Consider the following 22,818-nt stretch of genomic DNA (forward strand, 5'->3'; position numbering starts at 1 on the left):
TACACAGCTTTATGCAGTTAGAAGCCGGGCCATTTCTCTACCGGAAGGTTCGTTGGGTTTGGATACCCCTTGATCAATCGGACAACGTCGACGTTTGGATGTTCCTTCAGGGCCTCGGAGACGCAATTGTTGACATATTTCCGGCGCGCCAGCCATTTGACCTTCCTGCCCTTCGCCTCCGCCTTGCAGGCAACGATCGCCTGTTTCAAGGCGACCTTGTCGGCGTTCGACAGGCGCGCGGCTTCGACGGCCGCCGGGATCATCGCTGCACCAAGGGCAACTCCAACGGCAATGAATGCAAAATGAGCTTTGGTGAGATGAGACATGGTGCGCCTTCCCAAGTGCTGCTCCCAATTGGTTCTAACTCTTGGTTTCCCGTTCGCGCAGATAATCATCGGTCGTGCGAGGCGCCGCGCGCTGTGGCACGCCGGCAAACGGGTCGAACTGCTGCTCGCTCATGGTGATCACGCGGCAATCCGCGCACATTCTTACCGTATCGAGCCGCTTGTCGCCGGCGGGATACATCCAGTGCCGGCCCTCGAGTTTCGCTGCGATCTTCTCAATCGTGCTCTTCACGCCAAACGGTTTGTTGCAGCGGATGCAAAGCGCCGGCTCTTCCTCCTTGATGATCGTTGCCGGGGCCCTGGCGGCCCGGAAGTCGATCTGCGGCTTGAGCGTGATCACCTTTTCCGGGCATGTGCTCTGGCACAGACCGCACTGCACGCAGGCATCTTCGACGAATTTGAGCACCGGGCGTTCGGGATCGTCGCGCAGCGCACCGGTCGGGCAGGCCGATACACACGACAGACATAAGGTGCATCCCTCCACATTGACGCTGATCGCGCCAAGCGGTGCGCCTTCAGGCAGCGCGATGACGTCGGCCGGCGAGGGAGCGAGGCGGTGCAACTCGTGAAGCGCGAGGCGGAGCAATTCGCGCCGTTTGCCGACGGACCGGAAGGTCGCTGGGTGCTGGACGGTCGGCGCTGGCTCGATTGACCAGAGCGTCTTGCCGAGTGCGTCCGGATCGTCGGTTTCGATGGCTTCGACCCTGCGTCCTTCGAACCCAAGCCCGGAGATAATCGCATGAGCCATCGCGATCGTCTTGAAGAGGCCGGCGACGTCATGCCGCGGCTTTGCGCGCAGGAGAAAGCGTATCCCAGCCGCACCGTAGGCGAAGGAAGCGACGGCGGCCTCCAGTCCAACCTGCGTCACCTCGTTCACCGCGAGCGGCAGCACGCTGGCCGGAAGCCCGTCGCCATGGCGGGCGAGCGCATCGATCAACGCGCTGCCGTGCTGGCCATCGTGGAACAGGACGACGGCATGGGCGCCCCCGGCCGCGTGATAGGACGAAAGCATCGCGCGCAATTTGTGCAAGAGCGCGTCGGCCGGCGGCAGGGTATAGGTTGCCGCACCGGTCGGACAGGCCGCAGCGCATTGGCCGCATCCGGCGCAGACCTCCGCATTGATCCTGACGTGATCGCCATCCGGCGTGATCGCCCCGGTCGGGCAAAGATCGAGGCAGCGATGACAACCGGTCAGCTTCGACCGCGAATGCACGCAGAGGTCTGCTGTGAAATTGACGTATTGCGGCTTGTCGAAGCTGCCGACGAGATCGCGAGCCTTGAGGACCGCGCGCAGCATCGCGGGCGGATCGCCCGGGTCGGCGCGGAGATAACCTTCGCGCAAATCATGCGCGAGAAAAAGCGGCGTCCCGCCGGAAAGATCCAGGATGAGGTCGCAGCGCGACGTCAGGCCGTTGCGTGAAGCCTCGAACAGCAGCGTGTCGCGCGAGGATGCGCGAGGCGTGGCATAGTCGTCGATCACAAGCTCGAAGGCGCCCAAATGTCCCTTGGCGTTGCGAATCGTCCCCCTGACGATCGGGAACGACGTTGTCGCCGGCGGTGCAATCTGCGCTTGCCCCGTGATCATGACCGTCACGTCGAGGTGATCTGCAAGCAGCTGGCCCGCTTCAACCGCGACGTCGTCGCGGCCATAGATCAGGATCACGCCGTCGCTCGACAGGGTGACAAACGGGTAGGCTGGCACGGGCTCGGACGCGGCGGCGAGCAGGCCTGCCATTTTCGGCCCCGCCTGTCGTCCTTCCAGGGACCACCCTGCGGTCTCTCGAATGTTGACGAACTCTGTTGTTTCCGAGCGGCCCTCCATCGCATCGGCAAACAACGGCGCCTCCTGGGTGCAGCCGACGATCATGGGGCCCGCAACTTTCGCTGCAGCGCGAAACCGATCCAGCTCGGCTCGGCACAGGTGTCGGAATTCGGCGATCGAGCTGCTGCGGCAGCCTCGCTTGATCGTTGCGGTGTCGAGACGCATCGTGTCTTCGCACGAGCAGATCAGGATCGTCTTCGGCGAATCCGGCATGTGCAGCTATTCACCTCCCGAAGCGGTCGGGCAACGAGGGGGGCGGACTCGCGCCGTCCCCTTTGGTCGGATAAGCTATTATCACATGGGAAGAAATGGAAGCTGGAGGTCCGTCTGTCGCCGACCGTCCGCATACGCTCATCGATCGCGGAGCCCGTTGAGCTGCCTCCGCCGTTCAGGCTCGTGAGGCTGCGCGAGAGGCGCGACGCCTTCGCCCATGCGATCGATATCGCGGAGGAGAGTGGGGCAGGTACGCTGACTTATGTGGGGCGGTTCGATCTTGCCGAGTTCGCGGTCGTGCTCGAACCCCGCGAGCCCTTGTGCACCGCGCGCCGCGCCTTCTATGCCGCCATGGTGGCATTGACCGATGCCTTGCGCGCCTATGCACCCCCGAACAAGGAGGTCGCCATCGACTGGCCGGATGCGGTCCGTGTCGACGGCGGGCTCGTCGGTGGCGGCCGGCTTGGCTGGCCATCGTCCGCGCAGGAGGATGAGCCGCCGCGCTGGTTGGTGTTCGGTGCCATGATCCGGACGGTTGCGATGACAAATGCGGAGGCGGGCGTCCATTCACTTGCTTCGGCGCTCGATCAGGAGGGCTTTGGCGAGGCCGGCGCGGTTCAAATCACGGAAAGCTTTGCCCGGCACCTGATGCTCGCGACCGAAACCTGGCAAGTCGACGGTTTTGACGCCATCGCACGCGAGTTCCTGAGCCGGCTGACGGACGTACCGCAGACCTCTCGCGCGATCGCTGACAACGGCGATCTTCTGGTGCGCCGTGTTGGAGCAACTGGGACCGAGCGGCGCGATTTGAGGAAATGCCTGCTATCGTCCTCGTGGCTCGATCCGAAGCTCGGAGGGCCACGCCTGTGAAGCTCTTGCGCACCATTGCGCTCGATCCGTCCGACACGTTCGTATTCGACGTGTCCGCGGAGCCCGGCGAATGGGCGGTGTCGGGCGCGTTCCGCTTCCTGGATCTGGATTTGGCGCAACTGGACGGTAAGGACCGTTCTGCGTTCCGCGGCGGTTTTCTCGGAGTGCAATCCTGGGGTTGGTCGACGCTGGCGCAGATCGTTCCCGCGACCGCGGACGATCGCCGCGCGCTGGTGGAGCTCCTGGCGCAGCGGCTGGTCGAACGGTTCGGTGCGCCGGATCTTGCAACCGCGCGGGTGGCGGCGGAAGAGGAAGCTTCCTTTGCGCAATCGCTCTGCACCCATCCGATTGGTACGCTGATTGCCGTCCATCGCTCGGTGCGCGATGGCGAGGTTCGCGAGTCCTTCCGAAGCTTGCGGCTGCGCGAGGGGCAAGGGCACGGCAAGGCGTTCTCGTTCATGGAAGTGGAGGATGACGCCGAACCCGGCGGCGATCTCAGTCTTGCCGACATGAGCAAGGAGCCGGGGCGATGAAGGATTTCTGGATCGCCTGCGGCCACCACCTGCTCGATCGCAACGCGAGCGGAGGGCTCGTTGTCACGGATGAATACCTGAAAGCCTATTTCGCGCGCCCCGAGCTGATGCCGCCGGATGACGCGTGCGCGGTCGAGCGTCGCTTGCACCGGCAATTGCTCGCCGACCCGCGCCTCCCGGTCGGGGACAAGGAGGTGGCCGCGATCGACGATGCAGACGCGCGGGAAAACTGGCAATTCGTGCTGGCATTTCGTGACCTCCTGCTGCGCCATCCGACGCTGGAGGCCGCCTATCTCGCGACGGTTCGTTCAGGCTCGGCCATTCTGCCGCCGCTGTTCATGAACCAGCTGGTGCATGTGATCCTGCGCAATGCGCTTGATCGCTGCGAGGATACGTTTCAGCTGCGCGCAGCCGAGTTGTTCTTTCGGCCGCAACGAATCCTGCCGCACGAGCATTTGCTGCTCCTGGGAGACGAGGAAATCATTGGCGGGGGTAGCCCGACGCCGGTGCTGTCGTTAATGTCCATGCTGGGCGCGACGAGCGATACCCAATTCGACGTTCTCAGCCAGGAAAACGCCGACAGCTATTGGCAGCGCAATGACCAGTTCGATATGGCGCTTGATCTGACCGGCGGAGGGCGGGGGCGCGCCGCGTTGGCAGACGCAATGCGGCGCTGGATCTCGCATCTGCTCGGGATCGATGTGACGATCGAGCCGTTGACCGAAGTGCGCAACGCAGCACTCACCTGGTATGTGGGCCTGGATTCCGAGGCGACCCGCATCGGCGACCGGCTTTGGCAGGGCGAATCCCTCGACGACCGCACCGCGGGGCGCGTGCTGGCGCTGTTTCGGCTGAGCTTTGCGGATCCCGGCCTGGTCGTCGACACTGCGGGGCGCATGCCGGCCTATCTGATCCTTGCAATGACGTCCGATCAGGTCGTCCGGATGAAACCGCAGAACTTGCTGACGGGACTGCCAATCAAGCATCTGGAGGCTGCGACATGAGCCCTGTCGCAGAGCCGCTGGTCCGTCTCCCCGTCGGCGTTGTGGTCGAGCGCCGCAGAGCGGATTCTCCGTGGATCGACGTCGTCTGGCGCGGCATCGGCGTGCTGCCGGACGAGCCGGAGGTGACGCCGTGGACGGTGATCCGCGAGCAGGAGGGAGTGACGCTGTTTTACGCCGGCAGCGCGACAGTCGATCTCTACCGCTCGGAAACCGAGCGCTACCGCGACAATCTCACCTCTGGTGCGCCCAGCATCTGGATCGTGTTGAGCCCTGCCGAGGGAGCCTCGCCCTACCTCCTTTCCGCGGTCACGGCGGATCCCGCCGAAGGGGAGGCGTTCACGGGGGCCGGTGTCAATCTCGTCGAAGCGGTACCGATGCCCGAGGTGCTGCGCCGGGCGATTGAAGATTTCATCGCCAAGCACTACGTCGAGAATGAGTTCTTCAAGCGCGAGCGGAGCCGCGCCGATCCGGAGGCGCTGGCGCAACGGCGCCATGAAGGTGGGCACGAATGAGCGAAGGCGACTTTCTGGCGCGCTGGTCGCGACGCAAGCAGGCTGCGAGGGACGGCCACGCCGAACCAAGACCCGAACAACCCGCCGAGGCGAATGGTTCGGCGATGGCTGCCCCTGACACGGTGGAGCCCTGTCCCACCGAGTTCGACTTGTCGAGTCTGCCGCCCATCGAATCGATTGATGCCGCGACCGACCTCTCGCCTTTCCTTCGCGAGGGCATTCCGCGGGAATTGAGCCATGCGGCGCTTCGTCGGGCCTGGAGCGCCGATCCTGCCATTCGCGATTTCATCGGGTTGGCGGAAAACGCCTGGGACTTCAACGACCCGTCGGCCATGCCCGGTTTCGGTCCACTGGACTATTCGTCCGAGCAGGTTGACGAACTCGTCCGCCGCGTTGTCGGGGACCTCGTGCAGGCTGCCGAGAACGCGACCAACGCGATCGAAGAGACTGTCGAAGACGCCATGCGACCGACTGCTGCTGCCGTCGACGATTCGGCGCAAGCACCAAATCCGGCGAGGGCGTGTGCGGATCTCCCGCTGTCCGACAAGTCCGCAAGCGCGGGACCTCCGTCAAACTCTGCTGCACCGCAACTGCAGGGCGCGAGCGAAGAGTCTGCCGTTCGGCGCCGCGCACATGGCGGCGCGCTGCCCCGATAGGGTGCGACCAAATGCTATAGTCATAGGCTATGCCGATCGATTGACCGCCCTCCGCCACCCGACTAGTCTTTGTTAAGCAAACGCAATCAAGCGCTTGGCCCCAGGATGGGAGGGCGGTGTGCGCGATGCGGGCCTTGAACGTGCCATCGATGCTGCCGGGGGTGTAGCCCAACTAGCCCGGAAAATCGGTATTGCCCAGCCCTCGGTCTCGAACTGGAATCAGGTGCCGGCGCGACGCGTGATTGCGGTCGAAATCGCGACAGGCGTCTCGCGAGAAATTCTTCGTCCCGATCTCTATGGCGAGCTTGCGGTATCGGACCTGCTTGATCCGATCGAAGTCGGACGTATGCAGGAATACGCACTGCTTGCGACCCTGCTCTCGGCGGCGCCGTCGCAAGCCTTGCTTGAGCAGATCGCACAACTGAGCGGCGATGTGACGCCGCTTGGGCGCGCCCACGCCGCACTTGCGGAGGCCGCTTCGATCGCGGTCGCGACCGAGGTCGAACGCGAATATTTTGACCTGTTCGTCGGCGTTGGGCGCGGCGAGCTACTGCCCTACGCGTCCTACTATTTGACCGGCTTCCTCAACGAGCGCCCGTTGTCGCGACTTCGCGACGATCTGGCCGCGCTTGGCATCGAGCGGGTGGAGAGCAATCCAGAACCAGAGGACCATGCGGCGACGCTATGCGAAATCATGGCGGGCCTTGTGGCTGGTCGTTTCCCGGTGTCGCTCGCAGCACAGCGCGTCTTCTTCGAGAAGCATGTGTCCCGCTGGATCGGAGGTTTGTTCGCTGACATGGCGAAGGCCGAAAGCGCCAAGTTCTATCGCGCGGTCGGGATGCTGGGATGCGTGTTTTTGGAGATTGAGACAGAGGCCTTCAAGTTCGCCAATTGACCAGTTGCCCGGTCCAGGAGAGGTGCAATGAGCGACGAGAAGAAAATGACGGCAAGCCGCCGCGACTTCCTTCGCAAGGTCGGACTCGGCACGGTCGGCGCCGGCGCTACGCTGGCAACCCCCTTGATCGCGCCGGCGCAAGCCGACAGCGAGACCGAGGTTGAGAAGCGCAAGGCCCGCTACAGGGAAACCGACCACGTGAAGGCGTACTATCGCGTCAATCGCTATCCGCGTTGAGGGAAGCGGCCATGCTGATCAGGAGAACACCGCGTTCCGATTCCGACCGACGTGGATCCGTCGCGGCCCTCCTGTCCGGGCAAACCGGCGGTCTCGACCGCCGCACGTTCCTACGCCGGTCCGGCCTTGCCGGTGGGGCGTTTGCAGCGCTCAGCACGCTGCCTCTCGGCAGCGTTCGCAAGGCGGAAGCTGCCGCCGCGGGGCCGCTCACCGCGGGAGCGACTGTTCGCAAGAGCGTCTGCACGCATTGCTCGGTTGGATGCACCGTGACCGCGGAAGTGCTGAACGGCGTATGGATTGGCCAGGAGCCGACCTGGGATTCCCCTATCAATCGCGGATCGCACTGTGCCAAGGGCGCCTCCGTGCGCGAGCTCGTGCACAGCGAGCGGCGGCTACGCTACCCGATGAAGCTCGTGGGCGGGCAGTGGACCCGGGTCTCCTGGGAGACCGCGATCAACGAGATCGGCGACAAGCTGCTGGAGGTCCGCGAGAAGTCGGGTCCCGATTCCGTCTATTGGCTCGGGTCGGCTAAGATGACCAACGAAGGTTCCTACCTATTCCGCAAGCTTGGCGCGTTCTGGGGCACCAACAACACCGACCATCAGGCGCGTATCTGCCATTCGACGACCGTCACCGGCGTGGCCAACACCTGGGGCTACGGCGCGATGACCAACAGCTTCAACGACATCCGCAACGCCAAGACCCAGATGATCATGGGCGGCAATCCGGCCGAGGCGCATCCGGTGTCGTTGCAGCACCTGCTGGAGGGTAAGGAACTTCAGAAGGCCAACTTCATCGTCATCGACCCGCGTCTGACGCGAACCGCGGCGCACGCGACTGAGTATGTCCGCATGCGTCCAGGCACCGACATTCCGGTGCTCTACGGTATGATGTGGCACATCCTGCAGAACGGTTGGGAGGACAAGGAATTCATCCGGCAGCGCGTCTATGGTTTCGACGATCTTCGCAAGGAGGTCGAAAAATGGAATCCGGAGGAGGTCGAGCGCGTTACCGGCATTCCCGGTGAGCAGCTCAAGCGTGTCGCGAAGATGTTCGCGACGGAAAAGCCGTCGACACTGATCTGGGCCATGGGTCAGACTCAGAAGACGGTCGGCACCGCCAATGTGCGGGCGAGCTGCATCCTGCTCCTGATGACCGGAAATGTCGGCGGACCGGGCATGGGCGCCAACATCTTCCGCGGCCATGACAATGTTCAGGGAGCAACCGACGTCGGGCTCGATATCGTCACGCTGCCGTTCTACTACGGGCTCGCCGAGGGCGCGTGGAAGCACTGGTCGCGCGTTTGGGAAGTCGACTATGATTTCCTGAAGTCGCGCTTCGACTCCAAGCAGATCATGGAAGCGCCCGGCATCCCGCTAACCCGCTGGTTCGAGGCGGTGACGCTGCCGAAAGACCAGGTCGCCCAGAAAGACAATGTGCGGGCGGTGTTCGTGCAGGGACACGCCAGCAACAGCATCACCCGCATTCCGGAATCCCTGAAGGGTCTGAAGGCGCTCGACCTGCTTGTCATCGCCGACCCGCATCCGACCACCTGGACCTCGCTCGCCGTGGAGGCCGGGCGCAAGGACGGTCTCTACATTCTCCCGGTCGCCACACAATTCGAGTGCAAGGGGTCTCGTGTCGCCTCGAACCGCTCGCTGCAGTGGGGCGAGCAGATCGTGAAGCCGATCTTCGAATCCAAGGACGACCTCGAGATCACCTATCTGCTGGCAAAGAGGTTCGGCTTTGCCGACAAGATGTTCAAGAACATCAAGGTCGAGAACAATTTGCCCGAGGCCGAGGACATCCTGCGCGAAATGAATCGCGGCAGCTGGTCGACCGGCTATTGCGGGCAATCGCCCGAGCGTCTCAAGGCGCATATGAAGAACCAGGCGAAGTTCGACATGCTGACGATGCGGGCTCCGAAGGACGATCCGGAAGTCGGCGGCGACTATTACGGTCTGCCCTGGCCGTGCTGGGGCTCGCCGGAGGTCAGGCATCCGGGCACGCCGCTGCTCTACAACACAAATCTCGGCGTGATGGACGGTGGCGGCACGTTCCGGCCGCGCTTTGGCATCGAACGCGAGGAGAAGCTAGCCGACGGCACGACGCGGAAGGTCAGCCTGCTCGCCGACGGGTCCTATTCGAAGGATTCGGAAATCAAGGACGGCTATCCAGAATTCACGCTGGCGAGCCTGAAGAAGCTCGGCTGGGACAAGGATCTGACGGAAGCGGAGATGGCGGCGATCAACAGGATCAATCCGGCCACTCCAGACGCGGTGTCGTGGTCGCTCGACCTTTCGGGCGGCATTCAGCGCGTCGCGCTGATGCACGGCTGCGTGCCCTATGGCAACGGCAAGGCGCGCATGAACGCGTTCGGCTTGCCGGATCCCATTCCGGTTCACCGCGAGCCAATCTACACGCCGCGCGTCGATCTGGTCGCCAAATATCCGACGCTTCCCGATGCCAAGCAGTTCCGCATGCCCAATATCGGGTTCTCCGTGCAGAAGGCCGCGGTGGAGAAGGGGATTGCCAAGCAATTCCCGCTCATCCTCTCCTCGGGCCGCCTGGTCGAATACGAGGGCGGCGGCGAAGAGACGCGAACCAATCCGTGGCTCGCCGAACTCCAGCAGGACATGTTCATCGAGATCAGCCCCGCCGATGCCGCCGATCGCGGCATCAAGGATGGCGGCTGGGTCTGGGTGAGCGGTGCTGAAAACAACTCGCGTGCCAGAATGAAGGCGCTGGTGACCGAACGGGTCGGCAAGGGCGTTGCCTGGATGCCTTTCCATTTCGGCGGCTGGCTCGCGGGCAAGGACCTTCGCGGCAATTACCCGAAGGGGACCGACCCGATCGTGCTTGGCGAAAGCGCCAATACGATCACGACCTATGGCTATGATCCTGCAACCAACATGCAGGAGACCAAAGTCACCCTCTGCCAGATCGTCGCAGCCTAGAGGAGCAACGCACATGGCTCGGATGAAATTCCTCTGCGACGCCGACCGCTGTATCGAGTGCAATGCCTGCGTCACGGCCTGCAAGAATGAGCATGAGGTGCCCTGGGGCATCAACCGGCGCCGCGTCGTCACAATCAACGACGGTAAGCCCGGAGAGCGATCGATCTCGATGGCTTGCATGCACTGCACCGATGCGCCCTGCGCGGCGGTCTGCCCCGTGAACTGCTTCTACACCACCGCCGATGGCGTGGTGCTTCATTCCAAGGATCTGTGCATCGGTTGCGGCTATTGCTTCTATGCGTGTCCGTTCGGCGCGCCGCAATATCCGAAGATCGGTAATTTCGGCTCCCGCGGCAAGATGGACAAGTGCACGTTCTGCGCCGGCGGACCCGAGGCCGACGGCAGCAAGGAGGAGTACGAGAAATACGGAGCCAATCGCCTCGCCGAGGGGAAATTGCCGCTCTGCGCCGAGATGTGCTCCACCAAATCGTTGCTCGCCGGTGATGGCGAGATCATCGCCCAGATCTACAAGGAACGTGTGATGAAGCGCGGTTACGGGTCAGGCGCCTGGGGCTGGAAGACCGCTTATCGCGAGACCATCGCGTCCTGAACGCGAGACTCGCGCAAATCTCGGGAGGACCTCATGGCGTCTCTTGCAAAATGCGTCCGTCTCGCCCTGGGCGCATGGGCGCTTTCGTTGATGATCAGCGCGTCGGTGCCGTCCATCGCCCAACAAGTCAACCCGACCGCCAGCGCGGTGAAGGAGCAACAGCTTCTGCAGGAGCTCAACCGGATTCAAGGACGCGTCAGCATTCCGGATCAGCGGTCGGGCGTGCTGGAGCAGCCGGCAGGGCGCGAGTGGCGGGAATTCCGCAACGTCACCCTGCGCTGGATCGGCGGAATTGCCATTCTCGGCACGCTTGCCGTGCTCGTCGTCTTTTATCTCGCCTGCGGCATGGTCCGTCTGCAGGGTGGGAGGGCGGGGCGCACGATCGTGCGCTTCAGCGCATTCGAGCGCTTCGTACACTGGATGACCGCGACCTGCTTCATCACTCTGGCGATCTCCGGACTGAACATCACCTTCGGCCGTCCGCTGCTATTGCCGTTGATTGGCCACGAGGCATTCTCCGAATGGTCGCAATGGGCGAAGTACGCGCATAACTATCTGAGCTTCCCGTTCACCATCGGAGTTGCGTTGATCTTCCTGATGTGGCTCGGCGGCAATATCCCGAACAAGGTCGATGTGGAGTGGATCAAGCGCGGCGGCGGCATCGTAGGTCACGACCATCCGCCGGCCTATCGTTTCAACGCCGGCCAAAAGGCGGTCTACTGGATCGTCGTGATCGGCGGCGCGGCCGTTGCAATCACCGGATATGAGCTGATGTTCCCGTTCTACCTGTCCGGCATCGAAGGAATGCAAATCGCCCAGGTCGTCCACTCGATCGTGGCGGTGCTGTTCGTCGCGGTGATGCTGGCCCACATCTACATCGGCACCATCGGTATGCAAGGCGCCTTCGAGGCGATGGGCAGCGGCATCGTGGACGTCAATTGGGCGAGAGAGCACCACAGCCTGTGGCTCGAGGAGGAGGATGCGCGCGCCGCGGCAGACGGGCGCTCGAAGCCGGCCGCCACAGCGGCGGAGTAACGCCGCCCCCGGGGGCGAGATCGCTAAAGTCGCACGGCCGTCGTTGCAAAGGCCTCTGCGACCGGCTCTTGCACGCGATCAAGGACCGCGGCGCCGACTCCCGCCACGGCGACGGCGGCCACACAGGCGAGCAGGAAGGCTCTCATGGCAATCCTCCCAAAGAAGTCGAGTGCAGCGGGAGATTACACAAAACGGATCGTCACGGACAGCGCCGTTCCCCCGCACCGTCGAACCGCGCCATGCCGATCGGCAAGAATCAATCTCGTTGGATTTCGATTGCTGGAGCTAGCTCAAACTTGCATATGATGGATTGGACAGAGAGTTCAAGTTTTCCAAGTGGTCAGAAGGCGGCGTGTGCACGATGTGTCCGCCGGGAGGTCCAGGAGAATCTCGCTACGGCCAACGTGAATGGGCTTTCCGAGGTGATCGGGGCGCTGATACGGTGTCGTTGCTGCCGGACGAGCTAGCGTGGACGCGCTGATTTCGCGCCCCACATGCAAAGGCTTGATGGTTCGAAGCCGAACTGTCGGGGCCTATGGGTTTCCTCATCCTCGATTTCGTCGACGCCGACGGAATACTCAAAAACCATGCCGTCCGGACCTTGGAAATACAGAAAGCGCGCGCCGGACGTCGGGTGACGACCGGGACCGAAGACGATCGGGACGCGCTGACCGGACAAATGGTAGTACGAGCGCAATACATCGTCGTTGCTCTCGACCTGATGGTTGATGTGCTGAACGCCTGGCCCCCGTCCTGGTGCCAGGGCCACGGTGTGGTGGATAGCATTGACCCGCATGAGTGCGATGTCGCCGATGCGGTCGCTGACCCGTGCGTTGCAGACTTGGGTCCAGAACCGCTCGTCCCGCAGCGGATCGGTGGTAAACAGACCTACATGGCTGAAGCCGGTAATTCCGGCATCGCGGGTGGCAAAATATCGCTTGCCGCTGCGCTCGGGCCGCACGACCAGTTCGATCTGGTTGCCGGTCGGATCCTTGAAGCCGATGAAGGCCTTGACCTTGCGGAGCACGCACTCGTCCGGCGTGCCGGCGCGGACGGCATGGCCGAGAGCGTCGAGCGTCGCGCCGGCGGCGTTGAGCTTGTCCTCATCGGTGACCTCGAAGGCGACCGTCTGGTCCCGCGGATCGCCTTCGAAATAGCAGAGCGTATGAGCGCGGTCGTCGGATCGCAAATAGAGCGCGGTCTTCGCCTGCTCGCCAATTTGCAGGCCGAGGCTCCTGGTCGCGAAACTCTGCGCATCCTCGAGGTTGGAGGCGCCCAGCCGTACATAAGCGAGATCTCGCAATTCAATCATCTGGCGCTCCGTCGTCTTCAGCGTTGATCAGTGGCGGCTGGCTGCAGTTCCGGGATGCCCTGGCATTGGCTGCCCCACTCGCAGAGCGAGTCAGGATGGGTGGAAAACTGCCGGGGGCGATGATCGGGTTCGACGTCGTTGAGGCCGTGGCTGTACGAGAAGACGTGTCCCTCGGGTCCCTCAAACCTCAGGAAGATCTGTCCCGACGCGGGCTCGCGTCCGGGACCGTGCAGGATCCTGATCTGACGCTCCTGCACGAAATAGTGGCTCTGCATGATCGCATCCAGGCTCTCGACGCCGTAGCTCACATAGAGAATTCCTGGGCGGTCGGATGGATAGAGCGCAATGCGGTGGTGCTTTTGGTCGATCCTCAGATATGTGATGTCGCCAGCCCAGTCACTGATGCGGGCGCCCAGGATTGAGGTCCAGAATCGCTGGTCATCCCGCAACTGCGAGCTGCGTAGCCCCACGCCCTGTAGTCCAGCGACGCCCGCGTCGCGGCTTGGAAAATAGCGTCGGCCGCTTTGCGCCGGCCGCAACACCAGGTCGATCTCGTTGCCACTAGCGTCTTGCGCGATGAGCGCGTCGCGCACAAACCGCTGTTTACATTCGTCCCGGCTGCTCCGGCGTACGCCGAAGCCATCCCCCTGTAGCGCATGTTCGACATGCTCGAGGGCGGCTTCGTCCGACACCTCAATCCCGACTGAGGACGCCATGGGCGCCGGCACCAGCGACAGCGTGTGATAGCGATCGTCCGAGCGGAACAGCAGCGCCTGTTGGTCCGGCACCGGCTGCAAGCCTAGAATATCGGTCGCGAAAGCAGCCGCCAAGAGAGGCTCACGGACGGCGAGTCTGACGTAGCAGAGCGCGATCACAGGGCCTTGGGGACCTCTGTCAGCTGAATTGCGTCCCGTCATGGCCGTTTTCTCGACTGCTTGGGGATCGAATCCTCGATGTGCTGCCGCACGATCTTGCGCCAGACCGCGAGCAGGCGCGAGAAATGCTCGGGATCGTTCTCGATCAACATTCGGACCGAGAAGCCGCGAACCACGCTGAGCGTGAGCGCGAGCACGTCCCTGGCGAGCTGTTCCGGGATTCCCGACGATATCAGCGTGTCGAGCCAGGTTGCCTCGATCGAGAAGCGGGTTTGCCGGGCAAACTGCTGGGTCTCTCGTTTGAGCCGCCGCGTGCTTTCGTCGCTCATGCCGATGGCGAGCTCGATGAAGAAGTAGTCGCCGAAGAAGAAGTCCTGGGCGTCCTTGATGATACTGTCGATCGGATCGCCGCCATCGTGTCGCGCCGATTGCGCACGGCGTGTGCTCTGGGTGAACGTGATCTCGTTGACGTAGGTCAATACGGCCACCACAAGCTCGTGCTTGCTCGGAAAATGGTGCATCAGCGCACCGCGCGAAACGCCTGCGAGGTCGGCGACCTCCACGGTTCGCAGGCCGCCGAAGCCATTCTGGCGGATCAGCTTGACGGCTGCGTCCATGAGCTGCTTGCGCGTGGTCTCGCTGCGCTCCGCCTGGGTTCGCCGCAGCGCGTATGTCGGCTCCGCCGTGCTGTCGCGGCGCGATCTCAGTTTCTGTCGGGTTGCGGGCGGCCGCGACGTGCCGGCGGCACGCCGGGTCCTGGGCTTGGGGTCGTCAGAATTCGACATAGACGCTGCCTGCTATCACCTTGACCGGAAAGCTCTTCAACGGAACCGTACACGGCATGCCGGTCGGCGCGCCGCTTGTGACGTCGAATGTACCAAAATGCCAGGGACATTCGACGATGTTTCCGGCCAGAATACCCTCTTCGGACAACGAAGCCTCGCCATGGGTGCACAGGTCCGCCGTCGCGTAGATCGTTCCTTCCACATTGTAGATGGCAAGATTGGTGCCGTCGGGCATCGCCGCGGGACGAATTTCACCTTCCGGAAAGTCCTGAACCGTGCCAACGAGGACACCATTGATCGTGGTCGTCATAGCATGGTGCTTCCGCCGTTGACGCTGATGACCTGTCCGGTGACGAACGAGGCCTCTTTCGACGCGAGATAACATACCATCGAGGCCACCTCGTCCATCTCGGCTGCGCGCCCCATCGGTACGACGTCAACGAAGCGTTGCAACGCCTTCGGCGCCCTGAGGGTGGCCTCCCGCACCTGGGGCGTGTCGACGATACAGGGAGCGACGACGTTCACGGTGATGCCGTCCTTGGCAAACTCGCGCGCCAATCCGGTCGCCATCGCATGCACGCCGCCCTTGGCGGCATTATAGGCCGCGTGATCCCAAAGTCCGTTGCGGACCGAATCGGCCCCGATGTTGACGATGCGTCCATAGCCCCGGGCTTTCATGACCGGAACGGCGTGCCAGGTGCACCACAGCGCAGTCCAGAGATTGCGATCGATCGTCGTCCGTAACGTGTCGGGCGTGTGGTCCAGAAACGGCTTGATGATCCCACCGCCGGCGTTGTTGACCAGAATGTCGAGACCCCCGAAATTATCCACCGCCGACTTGATCACGCCGCGTGCGACGTCTTCCCGGGACAGGTCGCCGGCTTTCATGATTGCCCGCCCGGCGCCGCTCGCGGCGATGTCATCCGCAACGGCGCCGAGGCGTCCCTCGTCGATATCCGAAAGCACGAGCTTGGCTCCGGCGTCGGCGAAATGGCGGGCGATGACTGCGCCAATGCCGCTGGCAGCGCCGGTCACCACGATTGATTGTCCTTCGAACCGTAAAGCCATGTAATTTTACCCGTCAGAGCACGATGCTGATGCGACCGCTCGGGCGCAGTCCGTCACCGGCGAGGAGGCAGCGCTTTTCCCGGATGCGGAGGCCCTCGCCGTCGACCGCCAGCCGATATCTGCTGGTTCCGAAGTAGAGATCGGTGACGCCATCCTTGGTCCGCAGGGTCTGGAAAACACAACTGACGTCAATCTCGTCCTCGCGTCTTGCCTGGATCCGGACGTTGCCAACGATGCGGCTTGTCTTCGAATGCGGAAACTCCGCGTGCGCCGTGCGTTTCATCAGCCGCTTGACCCGTTCGCCGAGCCGCAAGCGATCGTCCGCGATGTAGAACAGGTTGCTGTCCGACGAGGCATCGGCCGGCAGATCGGTGCAGGGCACTTCATATTTCGCATCGTCCGTGAACAGCGTGAGCCACTCCGGCAGACGCCATTGATCGAGCAACTCGGCCTCGTTGAACAGGAAGTCTTCCACTTCGGTTCGGGTCAGGGATTGCATGTTGTCCTCCTCAGGCCGCGACGCCTTTGATGCCGGATGCTGGGGCAGGGAACATCCGCTTGTTCCACTGAGTCCAGAATGCCCGCATCTGCAACTCGTCGTCGTGATGCGCCTTGTCCTTGCCCATTCCCTTCGAGATGTCGTTCCAGAGGGCTTCCTTGGAGTTCTCGAAGCCGCGCTGGCAATGTTCCAGCGCCTCGGCGTCGTCAGGTGTCGCGAAACCGCCAGGGCCCAAGAATTCCAGGAAGTTGTTGAGACGATACTTCCGCGCCCACGCCGATTCATCGTTTGGCGCAAGCGCCCAGGCGTTGATGACCATGTAGTCGGGGGCCACCGGGAAATAGGTGCGCACAGTCAGCGCCATGATGTCGTTGACGACAAGGTTCGGAAAAATGAACAGATTGCGGTTCTTGCGCGCGATCCGATCGGCGCGTTCCTGGCCGTGGCGCTTGACGAGGTTGTCGTAGAGTTGGTCGATCTCCGATTTGCCGGCTTCACCCCATCCGGGAATCCATTGCGCAACCGGGCGTCCCCACGGGGCGCCGTATTCGAGCACGGCGTGGCCGTTGCCGAGATCGTATCCGTAACCGCCACCGCCCATGCCGCCAGCAAGATTATCGGTCGAGCTCATCAGGATGTCGAAATACGTCGCATGGGTGGTTGCGGCATGATAGCCGTCGATACTGTTCTCGGTGAGCAGCTTCCAGTTCGCCCGGATCGAATATTCTTGGCTGCCGGCGACGATCGACATTCCCGCATCGGTCTGATCGCAGATGACGTCGAGGAATTCTTTGGCGCCGGCGAGATAGTCGACGAGCGGAACGATGTTGCTGTCGAACGAGATGAAGTTGAAGTCGCGATAGGTTTCGAACCGCGGCACCGGCTGCATGTTCGAGGTGTCGCGGCCTTTGAAGCCCTCGGGGTAGGAGGCTTCACCGGGCTGACTGCGCAGCTTGCCGTCTGCGCCGAACACCCAGCCGTGGTAGAAGCACTGGAACGACTTGGCGTTGCCCTTGCGCTCGCGGCACACCTGGGCGCCACGGTGTGGGCAAGTATTGAGCAGGGCGCGCAATTGGCCCTTGCTGTCCCGGGTAAACAAGACGCCGCGGCCCGCAACCTTGCGGGTGATGAAGTCACCCGGCTTCGGCAGTTCGGACGAATGCCCGAGGTAGAGCCACGAGCGGTCGAAGATCATTTCCTTTTCGGCCCTGAAGATCTCGGGGTCAACGAAGTTGCGTCGCGCCACCTTGAAAATGCGCTGTGCCGGATCGACGAGCAGTGCGGGCTGGTGTTGTGCGTTCATTGGGGTCCTCTTCCCTAGGCGGCGAGTGAGCGCTTCAGTTCGAATGCAGGATTTTCCAGGTCGCTTTTTCGAACGGGCTTGCGCGAGGCGACGAGGCGGCGCAGCACCGCCATGTCTCGCGCGGAATTGACGGTAATGCCGCCGATGACTTCGCCGTCGCGGACGCTGATGCTGACGAAGCGTCCAGCCGCAACGTCTCCCCTGACGATCTCGTCTCCGCCGGCCGGATTGCCGACCACCTGGATGTTGGCGTCGTACTGGTCGGACCAGAACCAGGGCGGGGCATCATAGGCGGTACTGACGCCAGCCATGGATTTTGCGGTGGCGATCGCCTGGTTCTGCGCGTTGGCCCAGTTCTCGACGCGCATCCAGCGGTCGTGACTTCGGCTCCACTGCTCGGCGACGTCACCAGCGGCAAAAATGCCATCGGCGGCGGTTGCGCCGGTCGACGTGACGCGGACGCCGCGTTCGGCATCGAGGCCCAATTGACGCGCAAGCTCGGTGACTGGTTCGACGCCGACGCCGACCAAAGCAAGATCGGCCGGAATGAAGCGACCGTCGCCGAGCTCCAATCCGCGAGATGTCGCCTGCCTGACTGAGCCGCCACAAATGATCTCGGCGTCTCGCGACGTATGCAGATGCTGAAGATATCGGCCAAGCGACGCGGAGCCGATTTGAGGCAGCAGCCGGTCGGCTTTCTCGACGATCGTGACGAGACAGCCGCGCCCGATCGCGGCCGACGCGACTTCGAGGCCGACGACCCCGCCGCCAACCAGCGCGACCCTGCGCCCGGGCTGCAGCTCCTCGCGCAGCGCGAGCGCGTCGCCCATGCCTCGCAGGTAGCGGACCGGGAGTGGAGCATTCTCGAGTTCAATCAAGCGCCGCACGCGGGTCCCGGTCGCGAGCAGCAGGCAGTCGAATGGCAATTCCTGCCCGTTCGCAAGGCCAACGATGCGTTTCTGCCCATCGGCTGCTACCACGCGCGACGACGTGCGCAGTGCGATATCGAGCTCATTCCACTCCCGGCTCTGCCGGATCAGTGTCGGATTGGGGTCCCGGTCGATCAAAATGGCTTTCGACAATTGCGGGCGTTCGTAGGGAAGGTGCTCTTCCTCGCCCACGAGGATGATCGACCCGCGATGGCCGGCCGCGCGCAATGCCTCGGCGGCCCGGGCGCCTGCCTGTCCGGCGCCAACGATCACGATGCGCGCTTGCTGCGGGCTCAACGTCATTCGCTCCCTTGGCGCGGCTTTTCCGTGCTGCGCCATCACGACGCTCCGAGGCGTCTTGACAGCGAGAATAAAAACAATCATTCCTGTTTGTAAAGTGATTTCTGCGGCGCGCGCGAACGCAGGCAGCGTTCACGCAAAGAAGCTCGCAATAAAGCGACAGGGAGAGCGCATTGGGCACGGTGATTGATATTCACACGCATATTGTGCCTCCGCGGCTGGCCGCGGACCCGAGGCGGGACGTGCGCTGGCCAAGCGTCAATCATTCGATGGGGGATCAGGCCGCGGTGATGATCGCCGGCAAGGTATTCCGAAAGATCGATACGAGATCGTGGGATGTCGAGCGACGCCTTGCAGACATGGCCGAGGATGGCACCGACATGCAGGTGCTCTCGCCGATGCCCGAACTGTTGTCGCACTGGCTGCCTGCTGACGATGCGGAATACCTCGCGGAGGTCATGAACGACCAGATCGCGGCCATGATCGCGTACGCGCCACGCAACTTCGCCGGCATCGGGATGGTGTGCATGCAGGATGTGGCGCGCGCCGTCCGGCAGCTCGAGAAGGTCAGGGCGTTCGGCCTGGCTGGGATCGAGATCGGTACGCACATCGACGGTGTGGCGCTTGGCAGCGAGCGCCTGTTTCCGGTGTACGAAGCGGCTCAATCGCTCGGCCTCGGCATCTTTGTGCATCCGCTGCATCCGGCCGGCATGGATCGCGTGGGCGGCAGCCCAGAGTTCGCTGCGACGGCGGTGTTTCCGCTCGAAACGGCGCTTGCTGCCGTGTCGCTGCTCGCGGCTGGCGTCCCCGAGATATTTCCGCGGCTACGGATCCTGCTCAGCCATGGCGGGGGAGCGCTGCCGTGGATTCTGCCGCGGATGGATTTTGGCTGGTCGCTCGGCGCGAAAGGCAAGATGACGCGGGCGCCTTCGAAGCTTGCCCGGCAATTCTGGTACGACAGTATCCTCTACGATCCGGTTTCATTGTCGTTCCTTGGCAATGCGGTGGGCGAGGGCCGCATCGTTGTCGGATCGGACTACCCCTTTGCGATACGACAGAAACAGCCGGGCGCGTTGGCAAAGCGCGCGCTGAGCAGTGATGCGGTGCTCGCGGAAAATTCCTTTGGCTTCCTCGGCCGGCGATACGACGTGGAGCCGCTCGGACTTGCAGTGGCGCAAGCGACGGGCGGACAGGCGAGGCCATCCCATGGCTGATTGCCGCTCACTGCCTCAGATGTGCCTGCTCGGTCCCATCCCGCCGCGAACGCCTGGCCGCAGCGATGCGCAGGTGCCTTCGGACGCGGCGAGGGGCACAAGCAAATACGGACGGATACCGTTCGTCTATTTCTACCAGAATGGCGATGCAGCCAATCCTGCATTCGGTTTGCTCGACATCGAGATTGCGGTCCAGCGTCGGGCTCCCGGCGTCTTCGAATGCGAGGTCTACGCGATCGGAGATGGCTATCAGAGCGGTCACGGTGCGAGCTTACCCGAGCCGCTCGCGATCGAATTCCGCGGTCGAGGTCATACGGTTACCAGAGCTCAATGGTGGTACCCGGCCGTCCTCAGCGGTCACATGGACGCGCTGACGTTTTCAACTCCGCTCGCGTTGACGGACGAGGAGTTTGGCTTTCTCGACAGCATTTTGCTGCCCCCGGCACGCGCCGAGGTGACGGTTTGTCTGGAGTGAGCGCGATGCATGACAGCACAATCGTGATTGGGGAGCACCATGTTGCGCGCCAGACTTTGCTCGACCAGGGCAGTCGTGCCGCCACTGTTCTTGAGGAGGTCGGCGTCCGCGAAGGCGACGCGATCGCGTTGCTGATCCGAAACGACCCCTGCTACTTCGAGATCCTGCATGCGGCCGCGTTGCTCGGGGCTTACGTGGTTCCACTGAATTGGCACGGCAAAGCAGACGAAATCGCCTACATTCTGGCCGACTGCACCCCGCGGGTCCTGATCGGGCATCGCGACCTGATCGCGGCGGTCGAACGCGTCGTTCCTGCCGAACTGCCGACATTCGTCATCGAAGATCCAGACGCGGGCACTCGGTCGCTGTCGGCCTCACCGCCTCACGCACAGGCGTGGCCCGAGTTCCGTGACAGGGGCGCACGATGGAAGCAGCCTGCGCGCGCGCCCCGGGGAACGATGATCTACACCTCAGGCACGACAGGACGTCCCAAGGGCGTTCGGCGTGCGCCGATGACGCCTGAGCAGATCGGGAAGAACGCGGCGCTGTTGCGCGAGATCTACGGCATCGAGGATGGCATGCGGGCATTTGTTTGCGGGCCGCTCTATCACGCATCGCCTGGCGCCTTCGCGCGACAGGCCTTCCAGCATGCCGATTTGACGGTGCTCCAGCAGAGCTTCGATCCCGAGGATCTGCTGCGTGTCATCGCCCAGCACCGGATCACGCATCTGACGATGGTGCCGACGATGTTTGTCCGGCTGCTGCGGCTCAGCGATGCGACGCGACGGAGCTACGACCTGTCGTCGATCCGATGGGTGACGCACACCGGCGCGGCCTGCCCGCCGGCCGTGAAGCGGGGGATGATCGAGTGGTGGGGGCCGGTGATTCACGAGACCTATGGCGCGACCGAGACCGGTGCCGCCGTTGGCTGCAATGCGGAGGAATGGCTTGCTCATCCCGGTACGGTCGGCCGGCCGATGCTGGGGACTGAACTGCGGATCTATGACGAGGCCGGCGGCGAGGTTGCTCCCGGTGGTATCGGCGAGATCTACCTGCGCACCGAAGCCTATTCGGATTTCACCTATCACGGCCGTCCGGATCAGCGCGCGCAGGTCGATCGCGCCGGGCTCGTGACCTGCGGAGATGTCGGCTATCTCGACGTCGACGGTTTCCTCTACATCTGCGATCGCAAGCGGGACATGGTCATCTCGGGCGGGGTCAACATCTACCCGGCCGAGATCGAGAGCGTTCTGGTCAATTGTCCCGGTGTGCGGGACTGCGCGGTGTTCGGCGTCCCCGATGAGGAGTTCGGCGAAAGCCTGATCGCAGCGATCGAAGCCGAGCAGACGCTACGCCCGCGGTGGCCGACATCAAGGTATTCCTCGAGCAGCGTCTCGCGCGCTTCAAGGTGCCAAAGCGCTTCGTTTTCCACGACGCGCTGCCGCGCGAGGTGAGCGGCAAGATATTCAAGCGGAAATTGCGAGACGGCTATCTTCAATCCGGCGTCGCGCCGGTCTGAGCAACTTTACCAGTAGGAGATCGAGAGTGGACCTGAGTGATAAGTTTGTCGACGTCGCGGGGACCCGCACGCGTTACCACGATGTAGGACACGGAGAGCCGACGATCTTGATCCACGGCGGTGGGCCCGGCGCATCCGGCCTCAGCAACTACCGCAAGAATGTGGAGCCGCTCGCGGCCGGGCGCCGTGTTATCGTCGTCGACTTGCCCGGCTTCGGCGAAACCGAAGGCAAGTTGCAGGACGGACCGATCTTCGAGGCGATGGGCGAGTTCGTTCGCGCCTTCATGGATGCGATTGGCGTTCAGACGGCAAGCTTCGTCGGCAACTCGCTGGGCGGCGCGACTTCGCTCGCAGTCGCGCTGCGCGCCCCTGAGCGGGTCAATCGTCTGGTTCTGATGGGAACGGGCGGCAGCCAGGCGATCTTTACGCCGATGCCGACGGAAGGCCTGCGTCGCATGGCGATGTTCCACGGCGGCGAGGGACCCTCGATGCAGAAGTTGAGGGGCGTCATCGAGCTCCTGGTATTCGATTCGAAATCGATCACGGACGCATTGCTCGAGGAACGATTGAAGGCCGCAATGCGCAAGGACGTCATCGACATCTTCAAGCGACCGCCGCTCGACATTTGGCGCGAGAATCTCGCCGGACTGAAGCACCGGACACTGATCGTCTGGGGACGTGACGATCGCGTCGTGCCACTCGATTCTGCTTTCATTCTACTCAAGACCATGCCGAACGCGCAGCTTCACGTCTATCCCAAATGCGGTCACTGGGCGCAGTGGGAAAAGGCCGACGAGTTCAACGCGCTGGTCGCCGACTTCCTGGATCGACCATGAACGCGGTCGTTGACA

The 22,818-nt window shown here is 63.1% G+C and carries 24 protein-coding genes; 14 read left to right on the forward strand and 10 right to left on the reverse strand.

Annotated elements, in window-relative coordinates; translation table 11 throughout:
* Window positions 1-17: 17 nt before the first annotated feature.
* Together ACE10Z_RS15575 and ACE10Z_RS15580 are read right to left on the reverse strand one after the other, a co-directional pair.
* The gene (locus ACE10Z_RS15575) at window positions 18-326 is read right to left on the reverse strand and encodes a hypothetical protein (protein WP_375788701.1); all 309 of its coding nucleotides are present in this window, start codon (window positions 324-326) and stop codon (window positions 18-20) included.
* Window positions 327-360: 34 nt separating this feature from the next.
* Window positions 361-2,331 carry a 4Fe-4S binding protein gene (locus ACE10Z_RS15580; RefSeq protein WP_375788702.1) on the reverse strand — a complete coding sequence of 657 codons (1,971 nt, stop codon included), beginning with the start codon at window positions 2,329-2,331 and terminating at the stop codon, window positions 361-363.
* A gap of 210 nt (window positions 2,332-2,541) precedes the next feature.
* Here ACE10Z_RS15580 and ACE10Z_RS15585 point away from each other — a divergent pair, with 210 nt between their 5' ends.
* The 10 genes from ACE10Z_RS15585 to ACE10Z_RS15630 all read left to right on the forward strand — a co-directional run bounded on the left by ACE10Z_RS15585 (window position 2,542) and on the right by ACE10Z_RS15630 (window position 11,688).
* Window positions 2,542-3,249, forward strand: a complete 708-nt coding sequence (locus ACE10Z_RS15585; RefSeq protein WP_375789840.1) for a biotin/lipoate--protein ligase family protein — start codon at window positions 2,542-2,544, stop codon at window positions 3,247-3,249.
* Window positions 3,246-3,782 carry a DUF6505 family protein gene (locus ACE10Z_RS15590; protein ID WP_375788703.1) on the forward strand — a complete coding sequence of 179 codons (537 nt, stop codon included), beginning with the start codon at window positions 3,246-3,248 and terminating at the stop codon, window positions 3,780-3,782. The genes ACE10Z_RS15585 and ACE10Z_RS15590 overlap by 4 nt, the downstream gene beginning before the upstream one ends.
* Entirely contained in the window at window positions 3,779-4,786 is a 1,008-nt protein-coding gene (locus tag ACE10Z_RS15595; protein WP_375788704.1) for a DUF6352 family protein, read from the forward strand. Before ACE10Z_RS15590 ends, ACE10Z_RS15595 begins: the two co-directional genes overlap by 4 nt.
* On the forward strand, window positions 4,783-5,298 hold the full coding sequence (locus ACE10Z_RS15600; RefSeq protein ID WP_375788705.1) for a DUF3305 domain-containing protein: 516 nt from the start codon (window positions 4,783-4,785) through the stop codon (window positions 5,296-5,298). The genes ACE10Z_RS15595 and ACE10Z_RS15600 overlap by 4 nt, the downstream gene beginning before the upstream one ends.
* Window positions 5,295-5,954 carry a DUF3306 domain-containing protein gene (locus tag ACE10Z_RS15605; RefSeq protein ID WP_375788706.1) on the forward strand — a complete coding sequence of 220 codons (660 nt, stop codon included), beginning with the start codon at window positions 5,295-5,297 and terminating at the stop codon, window positions 5,952-5,954. Before ACE10Z_RS15600 ends, ACE10Z_RS15605 begins: the two co-directional genes overlap by 4 nt.
* A 118-nt stretch (window positions 5,955-6,072) precedes the next feature.
* Window positions 6,073-6,849 carry a Cro/CI family transcriptional regulator gene (locus ACE10Z_RS15610; RefSeq protein ID WP_375788707.1) on the forward strand — a complete coding sequence of 259 codons (777 nt, stop codon included), beginning with the start codon at window positions 6,073-6,075 and terminating at the stop codon, window positions 6,847-6,849.
* Window positions 6,850-6,876: 27 nt separating this feature from the next.
* A complete protein-coding gene (locus ACE10Z_RS15615; protein WP_375788708.1) occupies window positions 6,877-7,086 on the forward strand; it encodes a twin-arginine translocation signal domain-containing protein in 210 nt (69 codons plus the stop codon).
* An 11-nt stretch (window positions 7,087-7,097) separates the two neighbouring features.
* Window positions 7,098-10,043: a formate dehydrogenase subunit alpha gene (locus tag ACE10Z_RS15620; RefSeq protein WP_375788709.1), complete on the forward strand. Its 2,946-nt coding sequence runs from the start codon at window positions 7,098-7,100 to the stop codon at window positions 10,041-10,043.
* A gap of 13 nt (window positions 10,044-10,056) precedes the next feature.
* The gene (gene fdh3B, locus ACE10Z_RS15625; protein ID WP_375788710.1) at window positions 10,057-10,653 is read left to right on the forward strand and encodes a formate dehydrogenase FDH3 subunit beta; all 597 of its coding nucleotides are present in this window, start codon (window positions 10,057-10,059) and stop codon (window positions 10,651-10,653) included.
* A gap of 33 nt (window positions 10,654-10,686) precedes the next feature.
* Window positions 10,687-11,688 (forward strand): formate dehydrogenase subunit gamma, encoded by a 1,002-nt coding sequence (locus ACE10Z_RS15630; protein WP_375788711.1) that lies wholly within the window; start codon window positions 10,687-10,689, stop codon window positions 11,686-11,688.
* Between the two features lie 463 nt (window positions 11,689-12,151).
* Here the strand turns inward: ACE10Z_RS15630 and ACE10Z_RS15635 are convergent, their stop codons facing one another.
* From ACE10Z_RS15635 to ACE10Z_RS15670, 8 genes are all read right to left on the reverse strand, one after another.
* Window positions 12,152-13,000 (reverse strand): VOC family protein, encoded by an 849-nt coding sequence (locus ACE10Z_RS15635; protein ID WP_375788712.1) that lies wholly within the window; start codon window positions 12,998-13,000, stop codon window positions 12,152-12,154.
* Window positions 13,001-13,017: 17 nt separating this feature from the next.
* Entirely contained in the window at window positions 13,018-13,830 is an 813-nt protein-coding gene (locus ACE10Z_RS15640; RefSeq protein WP_375788713.1) for a VOC family protein, read from the reverse strand.
* A gap of 83 nt (window positions 13,831-13,913) precedes the next feature.
* The gene (locus ACE10Z_RS15645) at window positions 13,914-14,660 is read right to left on the reverse strand and encodes a TetR/AcrR family transcriptional regulator (protein ID WP_375788714.1); all 747 of its coding nucleotides are present in this window, start codon (window positions 14,658-14,660) and stop codon (window positions 13,914-13,916) included.
* The gene (locus tag ACE10Z_RS15650) at window positions 14,647-14,970 is read right to left on the reverse strand and encodes a non-heme iron oxygenase ferredoxin subunit (protein WP_298362697.1); all 324 of its coding nucleotides are present in this window, start codon (window positions 14,968-14,970) and stop codon (window positions 14,647-14,649) included. The genes ACE10Z_RS15645 and ACE10Z_RS15650 overlap by 14 nt, the downstream gene beginning before the upstream one ends.
* Window positions 14,967-15,695 carry an SDR family NAD(P)-dependent oxidoreductase gene (locus tag ACE10Z_RS15655; RefSeq protein ID WP_375788715.1) on the reverse strand — a complete coding sequence of 243 codons (729 nt, stop codon included), beginning with the start codon at window positions 15,693-15,695 and terminating at the stop codon, window positions 14,967-14,969. The genes ACE10Z_RS15650 and ACE10Z_RS15655 overlap by 4 nt, the downstream gene beginning before the upstream one ends.
* A 46-nt stretch (window positions 15,696-15,741) precedes the next feature.
* A complete protein-coding gene (locus ACE10Z_RS15660) occupies window positions 15,742-16,227 on the reverse strand; it encodes an aromatic-ring-hydroxylating dioxygenase subunit beta (RefSeq protein WP_375788716.1) in 486 nt (161 codons plus the stop codon).
* Window positions 16,228-16,237: 10 nt separating this feature from the next.
* Complete coding sequence (locus ACE10Z_RS15665; RefSeq protein ID WP_375788717.1) at window positions 16,238-17,530, reverse strand: aromatic ring-hydroxylating dioxygenase subunit alpha; 1,293 nt, start codon at window positions 17,528-17,530, stop codon at window positions 16,238-16,240.
* 14 nt (window positions 17,531-17,544) lie between these two features.
* The gene (locus ACE10Z_RS15670) at window positions 17,545-18,756 is read right to left on the reverse strand and encodes an NAD(P)/FAD-dependent oxidoreductase (RefSeq protein ID WP_375788718.1); all 1,212 of its coding nucleotides are present in this window, start codon (window positions 18,754-18,756) and stop codon (window positions 17,545-17,547) included.
* A 185-nt stretch (window positions 18,757-18,941) separates the two neighbouring features.
* On the opposite strand from ACE10Z_RS15670, the gene ACE10Z_RS15675 reads away from it, so the two are divergent.
* The 4 genes from ACE10Z_RS15675 to ACE10Z_RS15690 all read left to right on the forward strand — a co-directional run bounded on the left by ACE10Z_RS15675 (window position 18,942) and on the right by ACE10Z_RS15690 (window position 22,803).
* On the forward strand, window positions 18,942-19,973 hold the full coding sequence (locus ACE10Z_RS15675; protein WP_375789841.1) for an amidohydrolase family protein: 1,032 nt from the start codon (window positions 18,942-18,944) through the stop codon (window positions 19,971-19,973).
* Window positions 19,966-20,448, forward strand: a complete 483-nt coding sequence (locus ACE10Z_RS15680) for a hypothetical protein (protein ID WP_375788719.1) — start codon at window positions 19,966-19,968, stop codon at window positions 20,446-20,448. Before ACE10Z_RS15675 ends, ACE10Z_RS15680 begins: the two co-directional genes overlap by 8 nt.
* 5 nt (window positions 20,449-20,453) lie before the next feature.
* Window positions 20,454-21,902 carry an AMP-binding protein gene (locus tag ACE10Z_RS15685; protein ID WP_375788720.1) on the forward strand — a complete coding sequence of 483 codons (1,449 nt, stop codon included), beginning with the start codon at window positions 20,454-20,456 and terminating at the stop codon, window positions 21,900-21,902.
* A 91-nt stretch (window positions 21,903-21,993) separates the two neighbouring features.
* Window positions 21,994-22,803, forward strand: a complete 810-nt coding sequence (locus ACE10Z_RS15690) for an alpha/beta fold hydrolase (protein WP_298362715.1) — start codon at window positions 21,994-21,996, stop codon at window positions 22,801-22,803.
* The last annotated feature ends 15 nt before the right edge of the window (window positions 22,804-22,818 follow it).

Source organism: Bradyrhizobium sp. Pha-3 (assembly GCF_042258615.1).
GTDB lineage: Bacteria > Pseudomonadota > Alphaproteobacteria > Rhizobiales > Xanthobacteraceae > Bradyrhizobium.